Raw genomic sequence first — 25,778 nt, 5'->3', positions numbered from 1 at the left:
GATCGTTTTGCACTCGGATCGATCGGCGGCGCTTCTACAGTCGGGAGGTCGAAAGTGAAAAAAGAATACATACGGGTACTTGTACGGTTTTTACAAACGGCGTTTTTGACTGCGACCGTATCGTTTGCGCTTTGTCCGATTTCGTGCAAAGTGACGGATGAAGGTCTGCAGCTGCTGCACGGCGATTATGCAGCTCCGGTGCTGGAATCCTATGTCGCCGAAAGCGAGAAGCGCGTGTCGCTTTCGTTTTCCGAACCCGTAACGATCACCGGCGCAATCATCACTCGAACGACGCCTTTTTCGGGCGGAGAAGGTTCTAGCGAGCAGGGAGGTCTTTCGTCCGCCTTAAAAGCGGTGTCGGGTGAGACGGACGGCATTTCGGTCAGCCTCTCTTACGATGATGACGGGAGGAGGACGATCGCGGAGGCATCGGAAGCGCTCGAAGCGGGGGCACGATACGCGCTGTACGGCGAAGCGCGGGATGAAAACGGGAATACGCTTACGTTCTGCGTACCCTTTATAGGCTTCAACAGTCGCATTCCGAAAATCGTCATCAGCGGTGTCCATCCGCAGTTCGCATCAGCACCGAGCGGAGGAGGAGATGCAAAATGCGAATTCGTCGAACTCTATGCGCTCACGGACGGAAATGTCGCGGGGCTTGCGATTCAAAGCGCGGCGGACGGCATCGACAAAGCGTTTACGCTTCCGGCTGCCGAAGTCCGCGCGGGGGATGTCATCGTCGTTCACCTGCGCACAAAAGGCGACGGCTGCGCGAGCGAAACGGGCAGAGACCTGTCGCTTTCGTCGGGATGGTATACCTCTCCTACCGTCCGCGATATTTGGTCGCCGAACGAAAAAGCGTGTTTGGGAGACAAAGAAGACGCGATCATACTCGTCAACGATTTTACCGGCGATATCCTCGATGCCGTATTATATGCGCATCCGGAGACTGCGGCATGGAGCAATGAAAACGTAAAAGACACCGCGCAAAAGATTGCGGGAAAAGGTATTTGGAAAAGCGCTTTACCCGGTGATGCGGCGAGCACGGGCGGCCTAACGGCTTCGAAGATGCTCAAGCGATCGGGCTGTATCGCGCTCAGGATTGCCGCTGAAAACGGTACGCTCGGCGATATCATTGAACAAGCGAAAGAGCATTGGAGGGTAGAAAAAATCGTAAAAGGCGCGGTCAATCCCGTAGAATGACGAGAGCGCCGATACCCCGCCGTATCGCCGTCGACGTGTACCGGATACGGACGATGCGGATGCATCACGCGCCGTATCGGTGTCGAATACAAGCTCCCTGTCTGAAACGCAGAGAACGGTACCGTTCCAGTAGTGTTTCGTTCCGATTTCTGCTATAGTTGCGATTATGGCAGAACTATTGGCGCCGGCGGGTAATATCGAATCGCTCGACGCGGCTATCGGCGAAGGTGCCGATGCGGTATATCTCGGTCTCAAAAGCTTTAACGCGCGGCTTCGTACGACGAACTTTGCGTGGAATCAATTCGAAGCGGCTGTCGATGCCGTTCATCGGCTCGGCAAAAAAATATACGTTACGGTCAACACGGTATGCGAAGAACATGAGACGGAAAAGCTGTACCGGCTCCTCGCCTACCTCGACAGGGTAAAGCCCGACGGGCTTATCGTGCAGGATTTTGCCGTCATCCGCATGGCGCAGCAGTTTTTTCCGTCGATGGAATTGCACGCATCGACGCAGATGAACGTCGAAAGCGCAGCGGGCGTAAACCTTTTGAGCAGGGAAGGGGTCAAGCGCGTTGTCCTCGCACGCGAACTCGGTCTCGAAGAAATCAAATCGATAAAAGCTGCGACGACGGCCGAACTCGAAGTATTCGTGCACGGCGCGCTGTGCGTAAGCGAATCGGGACTATGCCTTTTTTCAAGTTTTCTCGGCGGCAAGTCGGCAAACCGAGGTATGTGTACGCAGGCGTGCCGCCGCTATTATGCGGCGGAAAAAAGCGGCGGTATTTCGGAAGGATATTATTTTTCGCCGTGCGATCTTGAACTCGTCTCTCAAATCCCCGACCTCGAAGAGGCGGGCGTCGCTTCATTTAAAATCGAAGGGCGCATGAAAAGCGCGGAATATGTCGGTACCGTCGTCGCCGCTTACCGCTATGTTATGGATCACTGGAAGGAAGATAAAAAAGGCGCGGTCATAACGGCGAAGCGCATGCTCGCATCAGATTTTGCCCGGTCGAAATCGTCGTATTGGTATAATTTTAAAACGCAAGCCGAAGGCATCGAAAAGGCGGGCGAGGAAATATTGAACCCCGATCAGGCGGGCGGTACGGGCATCTGCCTCGGTACAATCGCTGCGCTGAAACCCGCTCCCGCCGCCCTCGTCGAAGCGGAAAAGAAAAACGCCGCACCCGATACTCCTCCGGAACAGCTTCGCGTGCAGATGGCGCGCTTAAAAGGCGGCTCCTACGATCCCGATCCCGGAGACTCGATCCGCCTGCACCGCAGGGACGATTCCGGCCGCGTAAGCCGCAAAGTGCACAACGCGGAAACGGCTGAAGACGGCACTCGATGGATAGACGTACCCGGCGGATTTAAAGTCGGCGACAGCGTATACCTCTTGCAGATGAAAGCCGCATCGAAGCGCTACACTCGCGTCCTCGCGCGCGATGTGTCGCAGTATCGGAGGCAGCCGGGAGACGAACAGCTTCCCGTACTCGATTTGACGCCCATAGGCAAAAACGATCTGCAGTTTTTTCCCGAAGGCTTATACGTACAGGTATCGTCCATAGCGGATGTGTTCGTCGTCCAATCATCTCATCCCGTGCGCGTCGTTATCGAACTGAACGGCGAAACATCTTACGATCTTGTAAATCACAAAACGGTGCTGCCGCTTTCCAAAAAGCAGCTCATCATTTCCCTCGATCCCTTTTGTCCGCCCGAAACCGAAAACTCCTTGCGGCAAACGCTCGATGCGCTCATCGCTGACGGCTTTACGACGTTTATCGTAAACAATGTCGCTCATATCGCGCTGCTTAAAGGCAAAAAAGGCGTCAACGTCATCACCGGTCCCTACCTCTACACGTTCAACCGTTGGGCGGTTTCGTGGCTCGAAAATCAAAACATCGGTGCCTTCGTTATGCCTTATGAGAATTCGCGCAAAAATCTTTTGGCGACGTTTTCGCCTTCCGTCCGCTCCCGCATCCTCGTGCCCGTGTTCGCATATCCCGCGCTTTTCCGCCTGCGATTCAAACTGCCGCCCTCATACGATTTTACGTATTTTACCGATAAAGAGGGCGCTTCGTTTAAAGTCAATTCGACGCCGGACGGTTCGTTCGTCATGCCGGAAACCGCGTTTTCGGTGACGGATAAATGCGATCTCCTCTACGGCGACGGCATCAAGCGCATTTTAATCGACTTTTCGAAGACAAAGGTGACAAAACCCCAGCTGCGAGAAGTGATGAATTCGCTTGTAAAAAAAATCCCGCTCAATGGTGCGTACCGCTTTAATTGGAAAGAGGGATTTTATTCGTCCGGAGGCTTTAATTCGCCGAAACGCGTCGAGGAACAAAAATCGCGGGGAGCGGAAACCCGCCCCCGAACAAAAAAATAAGCGCGAGCCGATCGACCCGACCGGGAACGCGGTTTTTGTTTTTTCAGAACACGGCTTCTTCGGCATCCATGCGATCGAATTCTTCCGCCGACGCCGCGGTCGCTTCCGCTATACCTGCAAGCTCCGCATCCGAATCGCCCCTTCTTCCGACTTGCGGTTTGAATTCGATATGTTCCGCTATGATCGTTACGCGGCTCACATTCTTTCCGTCCGCTCCTTTCCAGCGGCTCTGCTTCAGCCTGCCGACGACGCGCAGCCCTCTTCCTTTTGTAACGCGTTTTTCGCAGTATTCGGCCATCTTACCGAACGCTTCAACATCGAAATATGAAACTTCTTCGACACCCCTGCCGTCGCCGCTTTTGTACCAGCGATTTACCGCGAGCGGGATCGTACACACTTTGCATCCGTGCGGCGTTTCTTTAAATACGACATCGCGCGTGATGTTCCCTTCGAGAATGATCGAATTTAATTGATTCATAAAAAACTCCCATAAAAACTTTTGCAGGAAGTTGCAACTTCCGAAAAAGTTTTTAGCCGTGCGCGAGCCTCGCAACGAGCGCGTAAGCGCGAAGTTTCAAGCGGCGCACATGTTAAATAATCGAGTTTGCAAAATAAAGTGTATTGTATTCATATAATTTTTATCAAAACGATGTATATACACGTTTTCTGCAAACATCCGCGCAAACTCGAGATAAAAAGCGACGGCGATATTTCAGACGGTGCTTTTTATCATTCCTCCTGTCATACCGATCTCAAACCGTATCTCCCGTTTCAAAATCAAGCGGGCACTTCTTGAAAACTCGGTCGATTTTCTTGAGGTGCCCAAGCGTATAGTGCCGGCCGGCAAACGCTTTTTTGCACGCAGCGTACATGCTATATATCGCGGAAATTTTTCATTTTCGGAGTTTTTTACGACAAAAGATGACGGATTTTTGCAAAATTTTGTTACTTTACGGGCGATATATAAGGTACCCTTTTGACATTCGACCTTTTTAGGTAAAAATTGATTTCCGTGGATGAAGTTCCCCTGTAATTGATTTTAATGTTCCGTAATGCTAGTATTCCGATTCGGTACAACTATGAACGTCTTTCATATCATCGGGCCTGTAATGATAGGGCCGTCAAGTTCGCATACAGCCGGAGCGGTGCGCATCGGGCGCGTCGCACATAAAATCCTCGAAGGTGCCGACCCGGCGGAAATCACCGTCGAACTTTCCGGCTCCTTCGCGAAAACCTATGCGGGGCACGGCACGGACAGAGCGCTGCTTGCGGGGATCATGGGTTTTGACAGCGATTCTCCGGAAATCAGAGACGCGTTTGCGATCGCCGAGCGGAAACACATCCGCTACGAAATCGTTCCTATCGACATACCCGACACGCATCCGAATACGGCACGCATTTCCATAACCGCAAAAGACGGAAAAAAAATTATCGTGCAGGGATCGAGTATCGGTGGCGGTAATATCCGCATAACGCGGATAAACGATATGAAAGTCGATTTTTCAGGCGAAAATAATACGCTTTTGGTTTTGCATTACGACAAGCCGGGACTGGTCGCCGCCGTTACGAATCTCATGTTCGAAGAATACAAAACGATGAATATCGGCAACTTTAAACTGACGCGGTCTTTCAAAGGCGGGCCTGCTCTCATGACGATCGAAGTCGACGGACAGATCCCGGACGGCCTCACGGAAGATATCAAACACATTCCGAATGTGATACACATTTTATTGATAAAGGCGATTTAAACTATGTTGGCATATAAATCGATTTCAGAATTGACGGAAGCCGCACAGGCGCAAAACAAAACGATAAGCGAAATCGTCATCGCCGATCAGGCTGCGGACATGGAAAGCACTCCCGAAGCATTGTATGAAAAAATGGATCAGAGCTTTCAAGTGATGATCGAAGCCGTACAATACGGACAGGAAAAAAATCAAAAATCGATGTCGGGCTTGACCGGCGGCGAAGGCTATAAAATGCTGCACTATGCCGAAGTTTCAGGCGGCGGGCTGTGCGGTTCGTTTATGACGCGCGCTCTGAGCCGGGCTTTGGCGGTTTCAGGCTGCAACGCCTCTATGGGTAAAATCGTCGCGTCTCCCACCGCCGGCAGCTGCGGCATCCTTCCGGGCTGCTTGATTTCCATGTATGAAGATAAAAAAATCGACCGCCGCGCCGTCGTCATGTCGCTTTTTACCGCAGGCGCTTTCGGCATGGTCATAGCGAACGAAGCGAACATCGCCGGCGCCGAAGGCGGCTGTCAGGCGGAATGCGGAAGCGCCGCCGCGATCGCAGCCGCAGCCCTTGTCGAGTTGCAGCGCGGCATGCCTTCACAATGCGCCGATGCGTGCGGCATTGCCATTTCCAATCAGCTCGGTCTCGTGTGCGATCCGGTAGCGGGCCTCGTCGAAATTCCGTGCATCAAACGCAATGCGGCCGGACTCATGATCGCATTTTCCGCCGCCGATATGGCCCTCGCCGGCATCGCATCGGAAATCCCGGCCGACGAATGCATTTTTGCGATGCGCCAAGTCGGAGAAGCCCTGCCCTCTTCTCTGCGCGAGACATCGCTCGGGGGGCTTGCAGCAACTCCCACCGCACAAAAATTAAAAGAAAAGGTATTCGGAAAAGATTGATTTTTTGAAAATGAATATATTCTAATTTTATTATAATTTTTTTTGACAAATAAATATTGATGTGGTATCATTATATTTTATAAACGCTCTCAGCCGATAGATACTATTCGTTATCAAACGACCATAGCGCTTATCAAATCTATACCTATGTGTAAAAAATTGGAGGATCACACATGAAAAGGATTGTCGGTTTTATTCTATTTGCGTCGCTTTTTTTGGCTTCCTGCGGAAAGCCGAGCGCAAAAAAGGGCTCGGAAACTGCAGGCTCAGGTCATAAGGAAGAGCTGATCATCGGTTCGGCAGTCGATATCAACAATCTCAATCTTCAAAAGCAGGCCGATCAAATCAACAATATCTGTCTGAAATTGACGCATCAGGGACTTTTTCAACTCGACGAACAAAACCGCCGCATCCCCTGCCTCGCAACCGAAGCAAAATGGATCGACGATCATACGATCGAAATCGCTCTCGTTCACAACGCCTGTTTTTCGGACGGCACGCCGCTGACGGCAAAGGATGTCAAGTTCACGTACGACATGGCGCTCACCAATCCCGTCGGATCGAATCTTACGGGACTCACTTCGACGGATGTCATCGACGACTACACCGTGCGCATGAACATGAGCGACTATTCGAACGACTATCTTATGAATCTCACGTTTATCCCGTTCGGCATCCAATCGAAAGCCGCCTACGACAGCGGCATGAAAGAACCGTGGCTCATCGGTTCCGGACAATATATATTCGATAAATGGGTGGAAGGCGAATATTCGACCTTCGTCAAAAATGAAAAATACTGGGGCGACAATCCCGGAATCGCAGAACGCATCACGTTCAGACCGCTGCTCGAATCTTCAAGCCGCATCATCGCGCTGCAAAACGGTGAAATCGACGTGTGCATCGATCCGCCCATCAACGAACTCGACATTCTCAAAGGATCGCCGAACATCACCGTCCACGAACAGGCCGGCACTCGTCTGTTCTATTTCGGCGTCAACTGCTCCAAAAAGCCTTTCGATAATCAAAAACTGCGCCAGGCGATCGCGTGCGCAATCGACCGCGAATCCGTCATGCAGGCGGCGGTCAAAGGCAAAGGAACGCCGCAGACGACCATACTGAACCGCGGACTGTGGGGATTTTACGACGATATGCCGGGCTTCGGCTACGATGTGGAGCGCGCGAAAAAACTGCTTGCGGAAGCGGGTTTTGCCGGCGGTTTCGATACGACGCTTACGATCGCGAACTCTTCGCCGTATATGGCGATTGCGCAAGTCATCCAGTACAATCTGAAAGTGATCGGCATAAACGCGGAAATCAAAACGATGGAAGATGCGACGCTCAAAGCGACGTGCAAAGCCGGAACGCAGGATATGTTCTTGTGGAGATGGAACGAAACGATCCGCCCGGACTGCGTATACCGCGATCTCTTCTATACCGGAAGCGGCTCGAACTTCCATCACTATTCGGACAAAGCGGCGGACGTTCTCGTCGATAAAGTGCTCAAAGACAAAGACGCCGATCAGAGAGCGGCCGACAGCAAAGAGCTGCAAACCTATCTCGTCAATGCATGTCCGCAGGTTCCGCTCTATATTGCAAACCTCGTCATTGCCTACAATAAAAATCTTGTTATGCCCTTCTTCCGCTCAGGCGGCGACCACGAATGGTTTAACGCTTATATAAAACAATAATTTTCATTACCGCTTTCAGACGACACCTCCGGCAAAAGTCCGCGGGTGTCGTCATTCTTATCAATACAGACGGAGTATTTTAGAATGCTGAAATATATCATAAAAAGAATTCTCCTCATGTTTCCCGCAATTTTGGCAACTTCTTTTATCATTTACTTTGCCATGAATATGACGGGCGGAGATCCCGCGCTTACGATCGCTCCCGAAAACGCAACCGAAGCGCAGCTCGATCAGATCCGGATGGAGCTCGGCTTAAAAGATCCGCTTATCGTCCGCTACGGGAAATATATGCTCGGTATATGCAAAGGGGATTTGGGAAAGAGCTACGTTACGAAAAAAGACGTATTCAAAACGTATATGGAGCGCTTGCCGAATACGCTTCAACTCGCCTTTTCCGCGGTTTTAATCGCAACGCTGCTCGCCGTTCCTCTGGGGATTTATACCGCCATTCATCAAAACACGTGGAAAGACACCGGAGGCATGGTCTTCGCTTTATTCGGCGTTTCGATGCCGAATTTTTGGCTCGCGCTCATGCTCATCCTTTTGTTTTCCGTCCGTCTGCAATGGTTTCCTTCCGGAGGTAAAGGCGGACTCAATACGCTCGTACTGCCGGCCGTCACCGTCGGTTTGGGCTTTGCCGCACTCATTACCAGAACGACGAGAAGCGCCATGCTCGACGTTATCCGCCAGGATTATATGACGACCGCCCGCGCAAAAGGCGCCGGTGAAAAAAACGTCATCTTTCAGCACGGCTTACGCAACGCACTCATCCCGATCATCACGGTTATCGGTATGCAGCTTTCAAATGCGCTCACCGGTTCCGTTCTTGCGGAAACGGTATTCTCATGGCCGGGTATAGGCCGCTTGATCGTGGATTCCATTTCCAAGCGCGACACGCCGATGGTCACCGGCGCGATCATCATGTCGTGCGTACTCATGGTCGTAGTGAACCTCGTCATCGATCTTATCTACGCTTTTTTCGATCCGCGCATCAAAGCTCAGTACGCTAAAAAGGGATAACAACATGTCAATCAATAAAAAAAAGGAAACGGTAAAAAGCCGCTCGCTTTTACAGCAGACATGGCATCGCCTTTTGAAAAACAAAGGCGCCGTCATCGGAATGATATTTTTGATCACCCTCGTCGCGGTTTCCTTTGCCGCAGGTTATATCTACGATTACGACAACGACATCATCGCCATCAACGTCAACAATGCCCTCCAAAAACCGTCGATGCAGCACTGGTTCGGTACCGACAATTTGGGAAGAGACATCTTTGCGCGCATTCTCTACGGCGCTCGCTATTCTCTTATGATCGGTGTCGGAGCCGTCTCCATAGGACTCGTTATCGGAATTACGCTCGGAGCCGTCGCGGGTTTTTACGGCGGTATGATCGATCAGATCATCATGCGCATCGTCGACGTTTTTTATTCGATTCCGAATATCATGATCGCCGTCGTCATCGTGTCGCTGCTCGGAACGAGTACGGTAAATCTTTTGATCGCGCTGTGTTTTACGTGTGCGACGAGCTTTACGCGAATCGCACGGGCAGCCGTCATGACGATCCGCGACCAGCAGTATGTCGAAGCCGCTTACGAACTCGGTCTTCCGACGTGGAAAATAATTATCAAGCACATTCTTCCGAATTGCCTTTCGCCGATAATCGTTCAGGTAACTTTGCTCATCGGCACGACGATCATCGCGGCATCTTCGCTTTCGTTTCTCGGAATCGGAGTACCGTCTCCCGCGCCCGAATGGGGTGCGATGCTTTCCGAAGGGCGGAAATACGTGCGGGTTGCAGGTTATATGTGCGTAACGCCGGGCATCGCGATAATGCTTACCGTTTTGGCGTTGAATCTTTTGGGCGACGGCTTGCGCGATGCGCTTGATCCGAAAATGAAAAAATAATACGAGTGTAAACTATGTCCGAAACTGTTCTTGAAGTAAAAGATCTTATTGTACATTATGAAACCGACGACGGCTGCGTCGAAGCGGTAAACGGGCTGAGCTTTTCATTGGAAAAAAAGCAAACGCTCGGACTCGTCGGCGAAACGGGTGCGGGAAAAACGACGACCGCGCTTTCCATACTCCGCCTCATTCCGACTCCTCCGGGAAAAATCGTGAGCGGTTCCGTGAGCATCAACGGCAAAGACGTTCTTGCGATGAAACAGGAAGAACTGGAAAAGATGCGCGGCACCGACGTCGCCATGATCTTCCAGGATCCGATGACGGCATTGAATCCCGTCATGACCGTAGGCGAACAGATTGCGCAAGTGTATATGCTGCATGAAAAAATCAATAAAAAAGCGGCGTTTGAAAAAGCGAAAGAAATGCTGAAGCTCGTGGGGATCGCCGAATCGCGCGCATACGATTATCCGCATCAATTTTCGGGCGGCATGAAGCAACGCGTGATCATCGCCATAGCGCTCGCGTGCAATCCTCAGCTGCTCCTCGCCGACGAACCGACGACTGCCCTTGACGTCACCATTCAAGCGCAGGTTTTGGAATTGATCCGCGACCTGATCCGAAAACTCGGCATGTCCATGGTTTTGATCACCCACGATTTGGGTGTCGTTGCGGAAATCTGCGATAACGTTGCGGTCATGTATGCGGGGCGCATCGTTGAAACGGGCAGCGCATGGGAAATCTTCAATGAAACCGCACATCCGTATACCGAAGGCTTATTCGATTCGCTTCCGAACTTAAAGCAGCGGGGCGAAGAGCTCGTGCCGATTAAAGGCATGATGCCCGATCCGACGAATCTCCCTGCGGGCTGCGCTTTTTCTCCGCGCTGTCCGTATGCGACGGAAAGCTGTTCCGCAGCCGTTCCCGGTATGCGATGTATTCACGGAACGCATTACGTAGCCTGTACGGCGTATGACAGAGCCGGATTCAAATTGCGGGGGACAAAATAATGGCAAAAACATTGCTCGAAGTGCAAAATCTTACAAAATACTTTGCGACTCCCTCAGGTCAGCTCCACGCGGTCGACGGAGTCAATTTCAAACTCGAAGAAGGAAAAACGCTCGGCATCGTAGGAGAGTCCGGCTGCGGAAAATCCACAACCGGCCGCGTCATTTTGAAACTCATCGAACCGAGCGGCGGCAAAATCATCTTCGACGGAGAAGATATTACGAAATACAGCCGCCGTAAAATGCGCCCCCTGCGCACGCGGATGCAGATGATTTTTCAGGATCCGTTTTCAAGCCTCGACCCGCGCCAGACGGTTTCGCAGCTCATCGCCGAACCGATCATCGAACACAAACTCATACGAGGCAAAGCTGCTATCGAAGAGCGCACCCTTGAGCTTATGGAAACCGTCGGTTTGGCGAGCCGCCTTATGAACAGTTATCCGCACGAACTCGACGGCGGCAGGCGTCAGCGTATCGGAATCGCGCGCGCCCTTGCGGTAAAGCCGAAGCTCATCATCTGCGACGAGCCGGTGAGCGCGCTCGACGTTTCCATTCAGGCGCAGATTTTGAATCTTTTGAAAAAACTGCAGAAAGATTTGGGACTGACGTATATTTTCATCACGCACAATCTCGCCGTCGTCAAATATTTTTCGGACGATATCGCCGTCATGTATTTGGGACAGCTCGTGGAAAAGGCTTCGTCGGACGATATATTCGCATCCCCGACGCATCCGTACACAAAAGCCCTCCTCTCCGCCATCCCGATTCCGAAAGTGACGAAAGAAAGAGTGCAGCGCCGTTTGATCCGCGGGGAAGTTACGAGTCCCGTCAACTTGCCCGACGAATGCCGGTTTTTAAAACGCTGCGACGAATGCGACGAAGAGCTTTGCCGCACAAAAAATCCGGAGCTCAAAGAAATCGCACCGAATCATTTTGTCGCCTGCAGCTGCATCCGCTGAAATCGCAATCCGCTTCAAACACGATACCCCGACACTCTCGCGTCGGGGTATGTTCATATCGGATTCAATGTCGTGTTTTCTACACGATTTTTTCAAAACCTGATATCTTCCAACCGTTTCGTATAAAAAAATACGGCGGCCGAACGAATCGGAACCGCCGTATATCGTTTGCGCCGCACGATATGCGGCCGTAAAGTCAATGTTTAAAAATTTATTTTATTAAACCGGCTTTTTTCATAGCCGTCGCGAGCGCTTCTTTGAAAGCGGTCGACGTCATCGTCGCGCCGGAAACCGTATCGAGGTTCGCGCTCTGTTTTTGGAGCGCCTGCTCGGTCAACTTCGCGATCGCTTCGGGGCCGATGCCGGGCGTTTCTGAGTGTTTGATCACTTTGATGTCCGTCATCTTGCCGCCCTTAACGGTGATCTGTACGCGAACCGTTCCGCCCATACCCTTGTCGGATGCGCCCGTAAAGGTGTTGTTCGCGGCTCCCGACATGCTCGTATAGTTGAAGATGGAGCCGGATGCTGCAGTCGTTTTTTGACCGGCTGCGATCGCCTTCAATTCGGCTTCTTTTTCGGACTGCGTTTTCGTTGCGCGCGTGGAACCGCGGAGCGAAAAGTACGAAGCTTTGTCGGTCTTCGTCTTGTAGTTCGTTTCGGCTCCTGCAAATGCGGGATCGAGAGCCGTACTCGCCGTCGCAAATCCGTCTTTATCGACGGAAGCGGCCGAGCGGCCGGCGATATAGCCCGCCGTGATAACGCGACCGAGTCCGTGCACTCTCATACCGCCGGCGGATTCGCCCGCGCAGAAGAGATTCGGAATGAGTTTTCCGTGCAAATCGACAACCTGCATTTTGTCGTCAACGCGCAAACCTGCAAGCGTATCGTGGATGTTCGATACAGCCCACAGCGCGTAGAAAGGTCCGGTTTTGATTTGGTTTTGAAGCGTGGTTTTTCCCCAATCGCTGTCTTTTCCGGCCGCGACAAACGAATTGTAGCGGTTGACCGTGTCGACGAGGGTTTTGGGATCCATCTTGATGTTTTCGTAGTATTTGTTGACGACTTTTTGTGCGAGTTCTTCAAGCGTGTCCGCTTTGAACGCATAGCCGCCGTCGAAGTCGAGAACGCCCTGTTCCATGACCCAGTCGTTACGTTTTGCGGCCGCATCGTCTACGATCGCCCATACCGGACCGCCGTAGCATTCGGCATTTCCGTCACCATCCGCGTCGATAAATACGCTCGATGCGGCGCTGTTAAAAAAGCGCTGATATTCGGGGCCGGGGAATACTCCGCGGTAATCGTCTTCGTTCGCAAAGCGCTGACCGAGCATATTTACCACGATCATGCTGTTGAGATCCATTTCAATACCGGTCGCTCTCGAAAGCTTCCAAATCTTGCTGTCTCTCATAAAGCCGCGGCCGTAGCCGTACTGGCAGCCGATGCGGTTCGGAGCTTTCATCTGCGCGCCGCCTTCGGTCATTTGATAGGACGAAAGCGACATAAGAGCGGCCCCTATTTCCATTGCGGCGATTTCGCCGGACGCATCCTGATCGGAGAAGGGCATACCGCCCAGTCCGTCGTATTCGGGGCCGAGGCGCGGGTCGAACATCGTGCGGAATTGCACGTTGCCGGTCGAACCGCCCGTTGCGATGATAACGGCTTTGTTCGCTTTGATGTTCAGCGTTTCTTTCGTGCTTGCGATATTGCCGTCGGTCATAAGGCTTGTAAGAGGGGTGCTTTCGCCCGGAAGAACGTGGGGCGTATAGTGAGCCTGCACGCCGAGCACTTTTCCCGACTGACCGTTTTCGCGGTAGATTTTGTCCATGTGATAGTTCAAAAGGAATTTCGCACCTTTTTCGCGAACCGATTTTTCAAGCGGGCGGGTGACCGCAACGCCTGCAGCCGTCGTGCCGGTGTATTCGTTTTTCCATTCGCCGCTGTCGGAGTACGTCATGCGTCCGACGCTGTCCGGATCCGATCCGCCGTCGCGATAGTAGTTGCGAACCATCGGTTCGATTTCCAATACTTTAACGCCGTTCTTTAAGATAAAGTCGTATGCTTTTGCCATGCTGTTCGCAACGGAACGCACTTGGGAAAATTCGTTAAAGCGCGAATCGACCGCTTGACCTCTGGTATGATCGTAGTAGTACAGGTCGGCCGAATCTTCGATAGCCCATTCTTTTTGAGAAACCGTGCTGCCGCCCGAGTGAAGCTGGCCTTCGCTCACCGCCGCGTGTCCGCCGACATCCCAGTTCGTTTCAACGAACAAAACGGATGCGCCGTCTTCGATCGCTTTGAGTCCCGCGGGCAAACCCGCGCCGCCGGCTCCGATGATGACGACGTCCGCTTGGTAGTCCCATTTGACTTTCGTGCCGCTGCCGCAGCCCACAGCGAGCATCATAGCCGCACACACAGATAAAATCGCAATTTTCGACAAAACGCGATTGTCCGATACTTTCATATATGCCTCCTAAATAATAGCTCTGCCAAAATCATACGCCGAAACGCATTTTTATGCGCAAATATTATATGTTTTCCGCATATTTTTGTCCAGAAGATAATTGACAATCTCAAACCGATACATATTGAAAAAGCGATTGACAAAAGGATAAAACTAATCATATTATCACCCCTACATAATTTTTTGAGGCGGATACGGTGAAACGGAATGTACGCTCTACCTGACGCGGCAGGGAGAAAACGAGACGACCGTAAACTGCGAACTTATCGGTATCGCTCAGTTCGAAAAATTGTTAAGCGATTTGGGTATCGACGGCGACCCCGTCACCAAACTGACCACTATCACGGAAAGTCAAAACAAATAACCGCTCCGAATACAGGACGGCAGGAATATTTCGAGTTTAAAAAACCGAAATTTATTAATACCAAGGAGAATATTATGGACAGCGCTCTTTCCAATGCAAATAATATCGGTCACGTATATTATTTTATCATTATCCCGATCGGGATCATCGTCTATGCGGCGTATATGTTTTTCAGGCTCAAAGGCGACAGCCGAAGAAAGCAGAACTGGCTCGAAGCACATCCTGATGCGGCGAAAGTATACATCGGAAAAAACAATTCGATTATAAAAAAACTTATGCACCGGATACAGATCATATCCGTCGACGGCGAAAAACCGATTTTCTTTACGGAAAAAATGATAAACGGATTTTTTGTCGCGCCGGGAACGCATATCGTCGAATCGTCATTTTCAAAAACGCGCCCCGGCTTTTTCTACCGAAGCGTTACGACGACGTATGCTCCGAGTAAACAGGAAATCACAGTACAGACGGGCAAGTCATACAATTACACGTTCGACACTGAAAGCGAATCCTATCGCTTCGAAGAACTCGGCGTTTAAAATGAATACGGGACGCACCGCGCGGCGTCCCGTCAAAGCTCGCTCTCGTCCGCAGCCGCCCGTATCGTTTTTTGCGAAAAGCCGTGACGCAATAAATAATTGATAATCTTATCTTCCCGCATACGGCGGCGCCTGCATTTTTCGAGCGCTTTTTTGCAGCTCTCGTCTTCGGAATTTTCCGAAAAGAATTCGTCGAGCGCCGCATCGGCGACTTCCCGCGCTATACCGCGAAAAGCGAGCTCCAAAGCAAGGCGCGACCGTCCTTCCAAGTGATTGATTTTCCGCGTATCCAGCCATGCGCGTGCAAAGCGCGCATCGGAAAGAGAGCCTTCGCGTTCGAGGTAATCGAGCACCTTTTCGATGTGGCGCTTTTCGATACCTTTTGCCCCGAGTTTCCGCGTCAAATTAAAGCGCGACTGTTCCGCCCTCGCCAAATACGAAAGCGCTTTCGATTCCGCGGCATAACAGAATCCCGCATCGATGATGTCCTCTTCATCTTCACCGGAAAAGACACTGCCGCTTGAAATCGCTTCGGGGGCAACGTGTATCAAATACGCTTTGCGTATAAAAAAAGCAGGCCCTTCTTCGGTCGTGATTTTTATACAACCGGAGGACACCTGCTTCGTTTCCGAAACGACCACAGCTTAACGCTTGCTGAACTGGAATCTTCTGCGTGCACCGCGCTGACCGTATTTTTTGCGTTCCGGCATACGGGAATCGCGCGTCAGGTAGCCGTTCGCTTTAAGCGCAGTGCGGGAATCCTGATCGATTTGAACGAGGGCGCGCGAAATGCCGTGAAGACAAGCCGCAGCCTGTCCGTTCATACCGCCGCCCTGAACGGTGATGAGTATATCGTATTTGTTGTCGTTCGACGTGACGAGCAGCGGCCGACGGACGATCTGCACCTGTTCGTCGGTGATAAAATAATCCTTAGGCTCTTTTCCGTTGATGACGATTTTGCCCGAGCCGTCACGCACGAAAACACGCGCGACCGCAGTCTTTCTTCTACCCGTACCGATTGCCAAATTTTTTACCATACTGAAACTCCTAATCAAACTTCAAGCGGCTGAGGATTCTGCGCTTTATGCGGATGCTCCGCGCCTGCATATACTTTTACATTTTCGAAGAGCACGCGGCCGAGCCGGTTGTGCGGAAGCATACCTTTGATGGCGCGTTCGAGCGGTTCGGCCGGATGGCGGGCAAGCAGTTTTTCAAACGTAAAGTGTTTGAGGTTGCCGACAAAACCGGTATAGTTGTAGTACATTTTCTTTTGCTCTTTTCCGCCGGAAACGGCAACTTTGTCGGCGTTGATGATGACGACGTAATCGCCCGTATTCTGATTCGGCGCATACGAGGCCTTGTGTTTGCCGCGCGCGAGTGAGGCGGCTTTTGCGGCAACGCGACCGAGCGGCTTACCCGCAGCGTCGATCACGTACCATGCGCGTTTTATATCCTGCGCTTTTACAAAAATCGTATCCATAATAAAATCCTACAAAATAAAAATATGCGTGTCCGATAACGATGCATCGCGCCGTCGAACACAAAACGACGGTGAGCAGCCGTCGTTTTACAATACGGGGAAGCTTATTGTATCTTATTTTTTATCGCTTAGTCAATATGATAATCGTATCGGCTTCACCGCGTCTATCCCTCGCTGCGCGCCAAAAACACGAGAGACACGATTATCAATATGACGGCATATACGCCCGCTCCGAGCGGAAGGCAGCACTCGCCTGCAATGCCGATGAATACGTAATTGATAATTTTAAAGAGCCGCTCGAGCGCGCCGTACAAAACGTGGGCGAGTACGGAAAAAAACGGAAATGCGAATATCCACGATGTTTTAAACAGAACCGTTTCGCCGATCCTGTAATTCCACGCAAAAGCCGCAAACCAGATAAAAAGGATCAACATAAACAGCGGATACAGTATACGGTTCAAAAGCACTTGCCCGAACACTTCGTCGGAATAACCGAAGCGGCGACCGTTTCCGACAAAGCGAAAGAGCGAAATCATATTCATGTATTCGGCACCGCGTGAAACTTCCGTGAGCAGCAAAAAATCTCCGTATGATAACGGCAATACGATTTGATCGCCCCCGTCTTTTTTGTCGGAAGCAGCAGAGCGGTAGCGCGGCTCAACCGTCACTCCTTCGGTATCTCTGTCGACCGATCGGAGCAGGATGTACGGAACGAATCGAGAGGATGCGGGTATGCCGAGCGAGCGCTTCGTCTCCGCATCGAAATCGGCGGAAGAGACTTGGCGCATTTTCGCATAGGGTACGTATAGGCTCCCCGTGTACGTTCCGTCCGCATCGATCGAAAAAACAGAAAGCGCGCGAAGATATTGCACGATACCTCCGGATCCTTTTACCGGAGTGATACCTTCGATGTAAACGATCGATGTCGAGCCGTCGTCTTTTTTTAGCGAAAAATGCACATCGCCCGCCGTTTCGAATTCCTTGGCATCGATTATCTCGTCGATAAAAAAATACTCGGCGTCGAGCCGTGCATGTGCGATCGCAAGGTAGCGCGCGACATCGGGATCGTTCGCATTTTCGCGCGATTCGAGGGAAAGCGTACGGAATATATAATACGCTTTGAGATCGTCGCCTTCGGCGAGCGCCGCATAGCCGGAAAGTTTTCGTGCATAGATTTTTTGCTCGTCGGTCGCGGCGGGTAAGTCCGAAGAGGAAAGCGCATTCCATGCATCCGCGGCTATGCGCTGCAGCTCCGTGTAATTCGTATCGCGCGGCGTCGTAATCGATACGGCGCTTTGCGCCCAGTAGTGCGCATCGAAGTATTTTTTTTCGGCGTACGCTTTTTCGGCGAGCGCGCGAAGTTCCCGCACCGTATAGCCTTCTTCACTCACGGGTCGGCCCGCTGTCTGCGGGGGGGCAGGATGCGCGGCATCGTGCGCTTCGCGGGAAGCGATTTCGGTATCGCGGGAGAGAGCGAGCGCTTCCGGAGAAGCGGGATCGATTTTGAGCGCAAGCTCCGCGTAACGGTACGCAAGCGCTCCCCTGCCCGCCTGTTCGACCTGCCGTCCGACGCGGACGTATTCCTGCACGAGGAAGGGCATCCGCTCGAGCTGTTTTTGCTTGGCGGACAAGATCGGTGTTCCGATTTCCAATGCCGCAGTCAACACGAGGGACAGCACGAGGGATGTGACGACGACACCTCTATAGCGGCGGAACATCGCTTGGGAAAATCGCCGTTCGCTGCCGGAGGGGTTTCGTCCGAACGAAACGGCGTAGCCGATGACAAAGCCCGTCACGGAGAGGGCGGGAAGGATGCGGCAAAAAAGTTCGAGTCCGCTGTAAAGTCTGTAGAGCGTTTGTTCTTTTGCGATGAGAGGCGGCAGCGTTCCTGTAAAAAATCGAAACGCCATACACACGCAAAAACAAAAGAGAAGGTAGCCGATCAAAATCTGCAGCACGCGTTTCATAAGCGCTTACCTCGTCCTCGCAAGGCGCTTTGCGCGGACGGCTGCAGCGAGGCACCCGACCGTTATGCACAAGATCGCGATGATTACATTGATGCAGATGAGCAGAGGATCGCCCGATCGCGCAAAAAACGGAAGCGCTTGTGCCTGCAAAGGACCCGCTTCCCGCAAGGCTTTGAAATATTCCGAATAATACAAAAGGTTGAACGACAGCACGCCGCCGTCCATTATCAGGAGGTACAAAATACCGACGAGACGCCAATCGCTGCAAAACGAAACGGCATACGTCGAACAGAGCGCAAGCGCAAACGATAAAAAACCGATCCACGCAAAATGCCCGCTTTTCCACGCCAGCTCCGCGTGCAGCTCGATCATATCCATACCGCTTACGATCCATGCGGGAAAGACCGGCACCGTTTCACGGATGAGAACGTCGTCGAACGGCGCGCTTTCCGCTTCCATAGCGTTTATATCGATCTGCGTAAGAATCACCGCGTTTTCATCGCCCGCTCTTTTGAGTACGACGGCGCTGCTTTCGCAAGATGAGACATCGTGCGGCAGATAGACGATCTCTCCGGCATAGGGACGGAAATATCCGGCCGTGAGCGTACTTTTCGCAGCGGGGGGCAACGATCGCTCGGCCTTTCGTTTGAATTCGATAAAGAGCGGAAAAAAAACGATCCACGTCACCGCACACAAAAGGATGTAGACGGCGACGGGCAAAAATCCTCCTCCCGAATGGCGGATACGGTATAAGCTTAAAAACAGCGGCGACAAAACGATGACGACCGGCACGACGACAAAAAAACCGCGTGCAAGCGCATACGCGTTGAACAATTCGATCGCGCGGCCGGCGACGAGATGAGCCGTATTGAAATATACCATGTAGACGAGTTCGCCGACAACGATGCAACAGACCGCGATCCCTATATATGCGGGAATGAGCAAAAACGATTTTTTTACCGATTCAGTCATACTGTTTCCGCCTGTTCCGCAAATATCGCCTCCGAAAGCACAACTTTATCAGATCATACTTTCCAAAGTCGACATTCGACCTTTTCTGATTATCGGCATAAAGCGCTTATTTCGATATATGGGCACTTCTCCACAGGTCGATACACAGGATTTCCACAACTTATCCACACGGCGAAAGCCCGCAAAGAGCTGCCGCCCTATCTCTCTGTAATCCGACACATAACCGACAGCGCAAAGCAACATATAATTTGTTGTATTATAATGATTTAGAAAAGTTATCGACAGCCGCTGTCCGTCTTTTCATCTCGGAAGGGAAATCCATCGCCGTTCGGTGCGATATTTCGGGTTTTCCTCAGGCTTATCCACAAATTATCCACAAATAAAAAAACCGGCATCAGCTGCCGGACTCATAGTCTTATCCGAGTGTGATCGTCCCCTGCGCGTCGATCGCAAGGATGGATTTGCATTCCGAACAGCGGAAGCGTCCCGCACGCGTGGCCCTGAGGCGCTTCGTGCACACCGGACACGCGAAAACTTTCGGAAAAACGCTGCTCGTGACAGGCAGACCGTTTTTAAAAAACGCAAGCGCATTTTCGAGCGTATCTTTGATATTGAAAAACTGAGAAAATCCGAGCAGCTGAAATACTTCCGATACTTTCGGCTGAATATTAAGCAGAACGATATCGCCGCCTCTCGGCTTTACCAATTTTAAAAAAGCGGTAAACGAGCCGATACCCGTCGACGAAACGTAATTGAGCGAAGAACAATTAAAAATCAAATTGATATATCCGGCATCGACGACTTTTTGAATTTTCTTTTGAAAAAAGTTTGAATTATACGTATCGATATAACCGTTCAAATATATGCACAATCCGCTTTTCAACGCATCGATCTTTTCAAGAGAAATTTTCAAACTATCGTCTTTTTCATCATTAAAACCCGGAACCAAAGTATTATTATTTGTCATACTTGTTAATCATCTCCAAAATACACATTAAACTTTATCTGTAACTATACACTAAAATCACCATAATGTCAAATACATTAATTTTGTTCACCCGTTCTCCAAGATAGAATAGGGCAAAGTTGCCTTTCAAAACTGCAGTTTTGAAAGGTGCTCAATAGAGTCTTTTTAAAGTTTGTAATTTCTGATGAACATAAAGGACTTTCCATGAACTGATTTCAGAAAGCGACATAAAAATCAACATAAAATATGACATCCCATTTTCTAAGTATGACGGTAAGAATTTCACGTACTTTCGGAGATGATCGGACTTGAACCGCCCCTTCGTTCAGGCGCTTCCCGCCCCTGCCTCAGGACGCCTCCGTACGCTGCCGGCGGCATCCCTGCCGCCTATTGGTCGCATCGGCTCGGCGCGTACTCCGATAGTCGGTTCTTTGCAAATTTTCAATAAATTTAATACGCAGTAAAATAGCCGTCTCTCTTCTGTTTTTTTGGAGATGATCGGACTTGAACCGACTACCTCTTGCATGCCATGCAAGCGCTCTAGCCAGGTGAGCTACACCCCCATATTCGTTTTATGTACTATAACAAAATTTCGGCCGTACTGTCAAGAATGCGGCCATGTGCCCCTCGACAAGAGCATATAACATTGCACTGCAAAATACGGTATACTCTAAGCTATGAATACGAACGATTTCGATAAAGCGATTGCAAAACTGCAGCGCATGATAGACGAAAGCCGCTCTATCGTATTTTTCGGAGGAGCGGGCGTTTCGACGGAAAGCGGTATCCCCGACTTCAGAAGTACGGACGGACTGTATCACCAACAATGGAAATATCCTCCAGAGCAGATGCTCAGCAGGAGTTTTTTCGACGCGGACCCCGCGGAGTTTTACCGCTTTTACCGCGAAAAGCTCATCGTCAAAGGCGTAAAGCCGAACGCGGCGCACAAAAAACTTGCGGAACTCGAAAAGGCGGGAAAGCTCAGCGCCGTCGTCACGCAAAACATCGACGGACTGCATCAGGCGGCGGGAAGCAAAAACGTATTCGAACTGCACGGAAGCACGCTGCGCAATTACTGTATGAAATGCGGTGCTTCCTACGATATCGATTTTATCGCCGAAAGCGCAAACGCTCCCGACGGCATACCGCACTGTACAAAGTGCGGCGGCATCGTTAAGCCCGATGTCGTGCTCTACGAAGAAGGTCTCGACGGAGCCTGCATCGAAGGAGCCGTCCGCGCGATACGGGACGCGGACATGCTCATCATCGGCGGCACATCTCTCGTCGTTTACCCCGCGGCAAGTCTCGTAAACTATTACCGCGGAAACAAACTCGCCGTCATCAATAAAACCGCGACGGGAGGCGATGCGATCGCAACGCTCGTCATCCGTGATTCGATCGGAAAAGTGCTCGGCGCCGTAAAAACCTCGTAAACGGAAAAAGAGACCGAACAAAAATTATTAAAGCGATTCGAATGCCGCACGTACCCTACGCGCCGACATTCGGCGCATGCGCAAAAAACTCCGCCATGCTCATATCGCGCATCGGTAGCCTTGCCGATCGATTTCAATCCGCTCTCTATTTCATCGCTTTCGGCAAAAATACGATGCCGATAACGAGAACGAGCGCGAACGAAAGCCATGCCGCGATCATGTTCATCGAAAAACCGCCTGCGATAAATCCGAGCGCCGAACAGAACGCGATAAAAACCGCGTAGGGCATTTGGGTCGCAACGTGTTCGAGGTGCGGACAGCCCGCTCCCGTGGACGAAAGGATCGTCGTATCGGAAATGGGAGATGCGTGATCGCCGAACACGGCGCCTCCGACGACGGCGGCGATACAGATCATGCATGCGTTCACGAGAGATGCTTGATCCAATCCCTTCGCCTGCGCAAGTCCCGTCGCGATCGGCATGACAAGCGGAATCATAATGCCGAAAGTACCCCAGCTCGTACCGGTCGCAAACGAAATGAGAGCTGAAAGCGCAAAGACGATGACGGGAATGAGTTCAAGCGGAAAGCGCTGCTTGACGACGATTTCCGAAAGGTAAACGCCGAGTCCGAGTCCTCCGTGCGACGGCGAAGATTTGATGATCGTTCCGATCGTCCACGCCATCGACAAAATGATCAGCGCCGGTATCATCGATTTGATGCCGTCCCGAAGCGCTTCCCCCGCTCCGCTCAAGTTCAACAATTTTCTTGCGATATAATAAATATACGTCGCAAAGATCGTAAAGATGATGGCGTAAAAAAGCGCAACCGATGCGTCGGTATCTTTGAATGCGTCTCCGAGCGGGATCGTTTTCGCGGCATCGGCAAAGGACATAATCGATTTTCCGTCGACCGCGCTCATCCACGTCGTCACCGGAAAAAAGATCAGCGCCGTCACGATGAGGACGATGATCGGAAAAAGCATGTCGGCGGGCTTCGCCGAATCGTTTACGGTGTTTTCGACTTCGCCGGCAACCGCTCCGTACTTTCTTTCATAAAAGAGTTTGCCCTGTGCCGCACGCGCTTCGGAAGACTTCATCGGGCCGAAATCGCGTTTTGTTAAAATGATGACGAGTACGAAAACGAGCGTACCGAGCGCATAAAGGTTGTACGGTATGGAGCGGATAAAAAATTCGAACGGCGTCATCTGCATCGCATCGAAGCCTTCCGCACCCTTTACGATCGACATGACGGTAACGACCCAGCTTGAAATCGGCGCGATGATGCACACGGGAGCCGCCGTCGAATCGAGCACGTAGGCAAGTTTTGCGCGCGCAATTTTCGTCTTATCGCAGATCGGGCGCATGATCGTACCGACGGTAAGCGAATTGAAATAATCGTCGATAAAAATTATCAATCCGAAAATAAACGACATGACAAGCGATCCCTTGCTCGTTTTCAATTTCAGCGACGCCCATCTGCCGAAGGCGCCTGCGGCTCCCGTTTTCGAAAGCATACCGACAAGGCCTCCGAGCAGCGCGCAAAAAAGGAAAATGCGGATATTCCATCCGTCGGCAAGCGAAGAAGCGAGCGCATCGGTGAGATGCATGAGCGCAAGGGCGGGATTGCCCCCCGTGACGATAAGCGTGCCCGACAAAATGCCGAAAAAGAGCGATACGATCACGTCTTTAGTGACGAAGGCAAGCACGATTGTTAAAAGCGGGGGGATGATGCCCCACATACCGAAACTGGTCATTATGATCCTCCAATTGGATATGACAGGATGGTCTATTTTAGCATATTCGCTCTTTCATGTCTTGCCGTACGGATTTCCGCTATGCGTCGAGTTTCATATCACCGTCACGGATCAAGCCGCGAGCGCGAAGCGCCGCATAAAAAGCGTATGCGAGTACGGCCGGAAAAAACACATCGACTGCGATTATCTTTAGGATGATAAGAGCGGCGCTCTCCGCTCCCTGCATCGCTTGAAAGGTCATGATCGGACCGACAAGTCCGCTCGTTCCCATACCCGCTCCCGCAGGAAGAGTGCGCATCTTAAAGAGGCACGAAGCGAGGGGACCGGTGATCGCCGAAGCGAGAGTCGGCGGAATCCATATAAACGGATTTTTGCAGATGTTCGGGATCTGCAGCATAGATGTTCCGAGTCCCTGCGCGAAAAAACCGTTAAAGCCGTTGTCGCGGAAGCTGATGACGGCGAAACCTATCATCTGCGCGCAGCAGCCGGCAGTCGCAGCTCCTCCCGCGATCCCCGTCATACCGAGTATGATCGCGATAGCCGCGGAGCTTATGGGCAGTGTTAAAATCATCCCCATGACGACGGAGAGCACGATGCCCATCCAAAACGGCTCGAGTTCCGTCGCCTTTTGTATGGCGCTCCCGAGAGCTGCCGATGCGGATGCAAGGGCAGGCCCGAAGAGCAATGCGGCGGCGGCCCCTGCGATGACGGTTACGGCAGGCACGACGACGATATCGATTTTAGTCTTTCCCGCGACGAACCTCCCGCATTCGGCACCGACTAAAGCCGCAGCGAAAGCTGAAAGCGGATCTCCCGGCCCCGCAAAAAGCACGCTTCCGTTTTCAGCGATAAAGGCCGCCTGCCCTGCGCTCAAATAGGCGGCGCATTTTACGGAATACGCGCCTATCGTACCGGTGAGAATGCTTCCGTACAAAGCGAGTTTCGGCGCACCGAGCGAATGCGCGACTCCGCACGCGATTCCGGCTCCGGTGAGTACGGTGAGCACCTGTCCCGTGAGCATAAAAAATCTTCCCGCATACGCAAGAGATGCATAGACGCTTGCGCTCGCACCGCCTGCGCCGCCCAAATCGCCTCCGGACGGGAAAAATCCTCCGATCTGCTTTATAATCAATCCGATGATGAGCGTGGAAAAAAGGCCGAGCGACATTCCGCCGAATGCATCGACTACATACCGTTTGAAGTACTTGTTCATAGAACACCTCGAGGAAAAATAATAGGCTGAAAGTCGAGTTTCGAAAGTATTTCTAAATAAAGGTATGCTTTCGGCGAGAACCCGTCCGCTTAGCCGCGGTCGAGCTTTTAGGGTACGCTTCCGTAAGCCTAACGCTCGAAACGGCACGCAGCCGGAACCTCGCCTCCGCATCATTTTATTCACGTTCGAAACTCGCCATTCAGTTGGCGCGTGAAACAGTTGGAAAAAATTGATATACTTTGTCGATGCTGATACGCGGCGCGCCGTGGGCGCCGGTAATGCCGCCGCAAGGGATTCGGCTGTAGGCTATCACAAACGTAACATCTGCGCTGAAAAGTATAACGCTTCTCCGCATGAACGGCAAGCGTCAGCGATACCGGAGCTGCGAAAAACGGCGATACATCCGTTCGCGCGGTAATTTTGTCGTTGTAAAAAAACGGAAAGATTTAAATTGCACATCTGAAATAGCGCCGTTCAGTTTAAACCTTCTTTTGCCCCTGCAAAAATCAGTCCGTCGGGCGGCGTGTCTTCTTCCGCTTCCCAAATTTCTTCCAGCATTTCGTATTTTTGCGTTTTTTCGTCATACGCCCAAAACTGAGCGTGATAATGCGTCGGCCAGTCTTTCGGTCGATCATAGCTGATGATTCTCAGACCGACTTTTCCTTTATATTCTACGAAATCGTAAGGAAAGGGCTTGGGAGTATACCATTCTTCTTTTGTATAATTTTCATCTGACCGGAATTCCTCCCAGCCGAAAAAAGCCGAATACAAAACTTCTTTCCATTCTTGATTGACATATTTGTAAATAATAAAATATGTAGCCGAAGAACTTGCATGTATACTCTCC

General features: G+C 51.4%; 22 protein-coding genes and 1 tRNA gene. 11 read left to right on the top strand and 12 right to left on the bottom strand.

The window, feature by feature from the left end; translation table 11 throughout:
• Window positions 1-54: 54 nt before the first annotated feature.
• Entirely contained in the window at window positions 55-1,203 is a 1,149-nt protein-coding gene (locus JSQ97_RS01905; RefSeq protein ID WP_205074501.1) for a lipoprotein TP_1001-related protein, read from the top strand.
• Between the two features lie 166 nt (window positions 1,204-1,369).
• A complete protein-coding gene (locus JSQ97_RS01900) occupies window positions 1,370-3,589 on the top strand; it encodes a peptidase U32 family protein (protein WP_205074500.1) in 2,220 nt (739 codons plus the stop codon).
• Between the two features lie 43 nt (window positions 3,590-3,632).
• Here JSQ97_RS01900 and JSQ97_RS01895 read toward each other — a convergent pair whose 3' ends face one another.
• Window positions 3,633-4,067, bottom strand: a complete 435-nt coding sequence (locus tag JSQ97_RS01895) for a single-stranded DNA-binding protein (protein WP_205074499.1) — start codon at window positions 4,065-4,067, stop codon at window positions 3,633-3,635.
• A gap of 601 nt (window positions 4,068-4,668) precedes the next feature.
• Here JSQ97_RS01895 and sdaAB point away from each other — a divergent pair.
• The 7 genes from sdaAB to JSQ97_RS01860 all read left to right on the top strand — a co-directional run bounded on the left by sdaAB (window position 4,669) and on the right by JSQ97_RS01860 (window position 11,782).
• Window positions 4,669-5,337 (top strand): L-serine ammonia-lyase, iron-sulfur-dependent subunit beta, encoded by a 669-nt coding sequence (gene sdaAB, locus JSQ97_RS01890; protein WP_205074498.1) that lies wholly within the window; start codon window positions 4,669-4,671, stop codon window positions 5,335-5,337.
• 3 nt (window positions 5,338-5,340) lie between these two features.
• Window positions 5,341-6,225, top strand: coding sequence for an L-serine ammonia-lyase, iron-sulfur-dependent, subunit alpha (gene sdaAA / locus JSQ97_RS01885; RefSeq protein ID WP_205074497.1), 885 nt, complete (start codon window positions 5,341-5,343; stop codon window positions 6,223-6,225).
• Between the two features lie 173 nt (window positions 6,226-6,398).
• On the top strand, window positions 6,399-7,913 hold the full coding sequence (locus JSQ97_RS01880) for an ABC transporter substrate-binding protein (RefSeq protein WP_205074496.1): 1,515 nt from the start codon (window positions 6,399-6,401) through the stop codon (window positions 7,911-7,913).
• Between the two features lie 84 nt (window positions 7,914-7,997).
• Window positions 7,998-8,933: an ABC transporter permease gene (locus JSQ97_RS01875; RefSeq protein WP_187385037.1), complete on the top strand. Its 936-nt coding sequence runs from the start codon at window positions 7,998-8,000 to the stop codon at window positions 8,931-8,933.
• Window positions 8,934-8,937: 4 nt separating this feature from the next.
• On the top strand, window positions 8,938-9,819 hold the full coding sequence (locus JSQ97_RS01870; RefSeq protein ID WP_205074495.1) for an ABC transporter permease: 882 nt from the start codon (window positions 8,938-8,940) through the stop codon (window positions 9,817-9,819).
• Window positions 9,820-9,833: 14 nt separating this feature from the next.
• Window positions 9,834-10,826 carry an ABC transporter ATP-binding protein gene (locus JSQ97_RS01865; protein ID WP_187385039.1) on the top strand — a complete coding sequence of 331 codons (993 nt, stop codon included), beginning with the start codon at window positions 9,834-9,836 and terminating at the stop codon, window positions 10,824-10,826.
• Window positions 10,826-11,782: an ABC transporter ATP-binding protein gene (locus tag JSQ97_RS01860; protein WP_205074494.1), complete on the top strand. Its 957-nt coding sequence runs from the start codon at window positions 10,826-10,828 to the stop codon at window positions 11,780-11,782. Before JSQ97_RS01865 ends, JSQ97_RS01860 begins: the two co-directional genes overlap by 1 nt.
• Before the next feature lie 211 nt (window positions 11,783-11,993).
• Here JSQ97_RS01860 and JSQ97_RS01855 read toward each other — a convergent pair whose 3' ends face one another.
• Window positions 11,994-14,243 (bottom strand): FAD-dependent oxidoreductase, encoded by a 2,250-nt coding sequence (locus JSQ97_RS01855; protein ID WP_205074493.1) that lies wholly within the window; start codon window positions 14,241-14,243, stop codon window positions 11,994-11,996.
• 438 nt (window positions 14,244-14,681) lie between these two features.
• Between JSQ97_RS01855 and JSQ97_RS01850 the strand changes: the two genes are divergently transcribed.
• Window positions 14,682-15,146 carry a hypothetical protein gene (locus tag JSQ97_RS01850; protein WP_205074492.1) on the top strand — a complete coding sequence of 155 codons (465 nt, stop codon included), beginning with the start codon at window positions 14,682-14,684 and terminating at the stop codon, window positions 15,144-15,146.
• A 32-nt stretch (window positions 15,147-15,178) separates the two neighbouring features.
• Here the strand turns inward: JSQ97_RS01850 and JSQ97_RS13105 are convergent, their stop codons facing one another.
• The 7 genes from JSQ97_RS13105 to JSQ97_RS01815 all read right to left on the bottom strand — a co-directional run bounded on the left by JSQ97_RS13105 (window position 15,179) and on the right by JSQ97_RS01815 (window position 21,095).
• A complete protein-coding gene (locus tag JSQ97_RS13105; RefSeq protein ID WP_205074491.1) occupies window positions 15,179-15,763 on the bottom strand; it encodes a regulatory protein RecX in 585 nt (194 codons plus the stop codon).
• Window positions 15,764-15,790: 27 nt separating this feature from the next.
• Window positions 15,791-16,183, bottom strand: coding sequence for a 30S ribosomal protein S9 (gene rpsI / locus JSQ97_RS01840; protein ID WP_187383566.1), 393 nt, complete (start codon window positions 16,181-16,183; stop codon window positions 15,791-15,793).
• A 14-nt stretch (window positions 16,184-16,197) separates the two neighbouring features.
• On the bottom strand, window positions 16,198-16,626 hold the full coding sequence (rplM, locus tag JSQ97_RS01835) for a 50S ribosomal protein L13 (protein WP_187383565.1): 429 nt from the start codon (window positions 16,624-16,626) through the stop codon (window positions 16,198-16,200).
• 164 nt (window positions 16,627-16,790) lie between these two features.
• Window positions 16,791-18,593, bottom strand: coding sequence for a hypothetical protein (locus tag JSQ97_RS01830; protein ID WP_205074490.1), 1,803 nt, complete (start codon window positions 18,591-18,593; stop codon window positions 16,791-16,793).
• Between the two features lie 6 nt (window positions 18,594-18,599).
• Window positions 18,600-19,565 carry a hypothetical protein gene (locus tag JSQ97_RS01825; protein ID WP_205074489.1) on the bottom strand — a complete coding sequence of 322 codons (966 nt, stop codon included), beginning with the start codon at window positions 19,563-19,565 and terminating at the stop codon, window positions 18,600-18,602.
• Window positions 19,566-19,980: 415 nt separating this feature from the next.
• Window positions 19,981-20,532 carry an anti-sigma factor antagonist gene (locus tag JSQ97_RS01820; protein ID WP_205074488.1) on the bottom strand — a complete coding sequence of 184 codons (552 nt, stop codon included), beginning with the start codon at window positions 20,530-20,532 and terminating at the stop codon, window positions 19,981-19,983.
• A 489-nt stretch (window positions 20,533-21,021) separates the two neighbouring features.
• A tRNA-Ala gene (locus JSQ97_RS01815) sits at window positions 21,022-21,095 on the bottom strand.
• Between the two features lie 114 nt (window positions 21,096-21,209).
• Here JSQ97_RS01815 and JSQ97_RS01810 point away from each other — a divergent pair.
• The gene (locus JSQ97_RS01810) at window positions 21,210-21,965 is read left to right on the top strand and encodes an NAD-dependent protein deacylase (protein ID WP_205074487.1); all 756 of its coding nucleotides are present in this window, start codon (window positions 21,210-21,212) and stop codon (window positions 21,963-21,965) included.
• A 145-nt stretch (window positions 21,966-22,110) separates the two neighbouring features.
• Here JSQ97_RS01810 and JSQ97_RS01805 read toward each other — a convergent pair whose 3' ends face one another.
• From JSQ97_RS01805 to JSQ97_RS01795, 3 genes are all read right to left on the bottom strand, one after another.
• Entirely contained in the window at window positions 22,111-23,718 is a 1,608-nt protein-coding gene (locus JSQ97_RS01805) for a Na+/H+ antiporter NhaC family protein (protein WP_205074486.1), read from the bottom strand.
• A gap of 79 nt (window positions 23,719-23,797) precedes the next feature.
• On the bottom strand, window positions 23,798-24,931 hold the full coding sequence (locus JSQ97_RS01800) for a PTS sugar transporter subunit IIC (RefSeq protein WP_205074485.1): 1,134 nt from the start codon (window positions 24,929-24,931) through the stop codon (window positions 23,798-23,800).
• Between the two features lie 474 nt (window positions 24,932-25,405).
• On the bottom strand, window positions 25,406-25,778 hold a 373-nt coding region (locus JSQ97_RS01795; protein ID WP_205074484.1), incomplete at its 5' end, for a hypothetical protein.

The sequence above is a fragment of the Treponema sp. Marseille-Q4523 genome (assembly GCF_016901105.1).
Taxonomy (GTDB): Bacteria; Spirochaetota; Spirochaetia; order Treponematales; family Treponemataceae; genus Treponema_D.
Note: the sequence above shows the minus strand (reverse complement) of the source record. Positions and strands in the feature narration are given on the sequence as shown.

What these genes read in the sequence shown, in the direction of transcription:
- JSQ97_RS01900 (WP_205074500.1), top strand. Translation starts at nt 1,370, where the DNA reads ATGGCAGAACTATTGGCGCCGGCGGGTAATATCGAATCGCTCGACGCG.
- JSQ97_RS01895 (WP_205074499.1), bottom strand. Translation starts at nt 4,067, where the DNA reads ATGAATCAATTAAATTCGATCATTCTCGAAGGGAACATCACGCGCGAT.
- sdaAB (WP_205074498.1), top strand. Translation starts at nt 4,669, where the DNA reads ATGAACGTCTTTCATATCATCGGGCCTGTAATGATAGGGCCGTCAAGT.
- sdaAA (WP_205074497.1), top strand. Translation starts at nt 5,341, where the DNA reads ATGTTGGCATATAAATCGATTTCAGAATTGACGGAAGCCGCACAGGCG.
- JSQ97_RS01880 (WP_205074496.1), top strand. Translation starts at nt 6,399, where the DNA reads ATGAAAAGGATTGTCGGTTTTATTCTATTTGCGTCGCTTTTTTTGGCT.
- JSQ97_RS01875 (WP_187385037.1), top strand. Translation starts at nt 7,998, where the DNA reads ATGCTGAAATATATCATAAAAAGAATTCTCCTCATGTTTCCCGCAATT.
- JSQ97_RS01870 (WP_205074495.1), top strand. Translation starts at nt 8,938, where the DNA reads ATGTCAATCAATAAAAAAAAGGAAACGGTAAAAAGCCGCTCGCTTTTA.
- JSQ97_RS01865 (WP_187385039.1), top strand. Translation starts at nt 9,834, where the DNA reads ATGTCCGAAACTGTTCTTGAAGTAAAAGATCTTATTGTACATTATGAA.
- JSQ97_RS01860 (WP_205074494.1), top strand. Translation starts at nt 10,826, where the DNA reads ATGGCAAAAACATTGCTCGAAGTGCAAAATCTTACAAAATACTTTGCG.
- JSQ97_RS01855 (WP_205074493.1), bottom strand. Translation starts at nt 14,243, where the DNA reads ATGAAAGTATCGGACAATCGCGTTTTGTCGAAAATTGCGATTTTATCT.
- JSQ97_RS01850 (WP_205074492.1), top strand. Translation starts at nt 14,682, where the DNA reads ATGGACAGCGCTCTTTCCAATGCAAATAATATCGGTCACGTATATTAT.
- rpsI (WP_187383566.1), bottom strand. Translation starts at nt 16,183, where the DNA reads ATGGTAAAAAATTTGGCAATCGGTACGGGTAGAAGAAAGACTGCGGTC.
- rplM (WP_187383565.1), bottom strand. Translation starts at nt 16,626, where the DNA reads ATGGATACGATTTTTGTAAAAGCGCAGGATATAAAACGCGCATGGTAC.
- JSQ97_RS01830 (WP_205074490.1), bottom strand. Translation starts at nt 18,593, where the DNA reads ATGAAACGCGTGCTGCAGATTTTGATCGGCTACCTTCTCTTTTGTTTT.
- JSQ97_RS01825 (WP_205074489.1), bottom strand. Translation starts at nt 19,565, where the DNA reads ATGACTGAATCGGTAAAAAAATCGTTTTTGCTCATTCCCGCATATATA.
- JSQ97_RS01820 (WP_205074488.1), bottom strand. Translation starts at nt 20,532, where the DNA reads ATGACAAATAATAATACTTTGGTTCCGGGTTTTAATGATGAAAAAGAC.
- JSQ97_RS01810 (WP_205074487.1), top strand. Translation starts at nt 21,210, where the DNA reads ATGAATACGAACGATTTCGATAAAGCGATTGCAAAACTGCAGCGCATG.
- JSQ97_RS01805 (WP_205074486.1), bottom strand. Translation starts at nt 23,718, where the DNA reads ATGACCAGTTTCGGTATGTGGGGCATCATCCCCCCGCTTTTAACAATC.
- JSQ97_RS01800 (WP_205074485.1), bottom strand. Translation starts at nt 24,931, where the DNA reads ATGAACAAGTACTTCAAACGGTATGTAGTCGATGCATTCGGCGGAATG.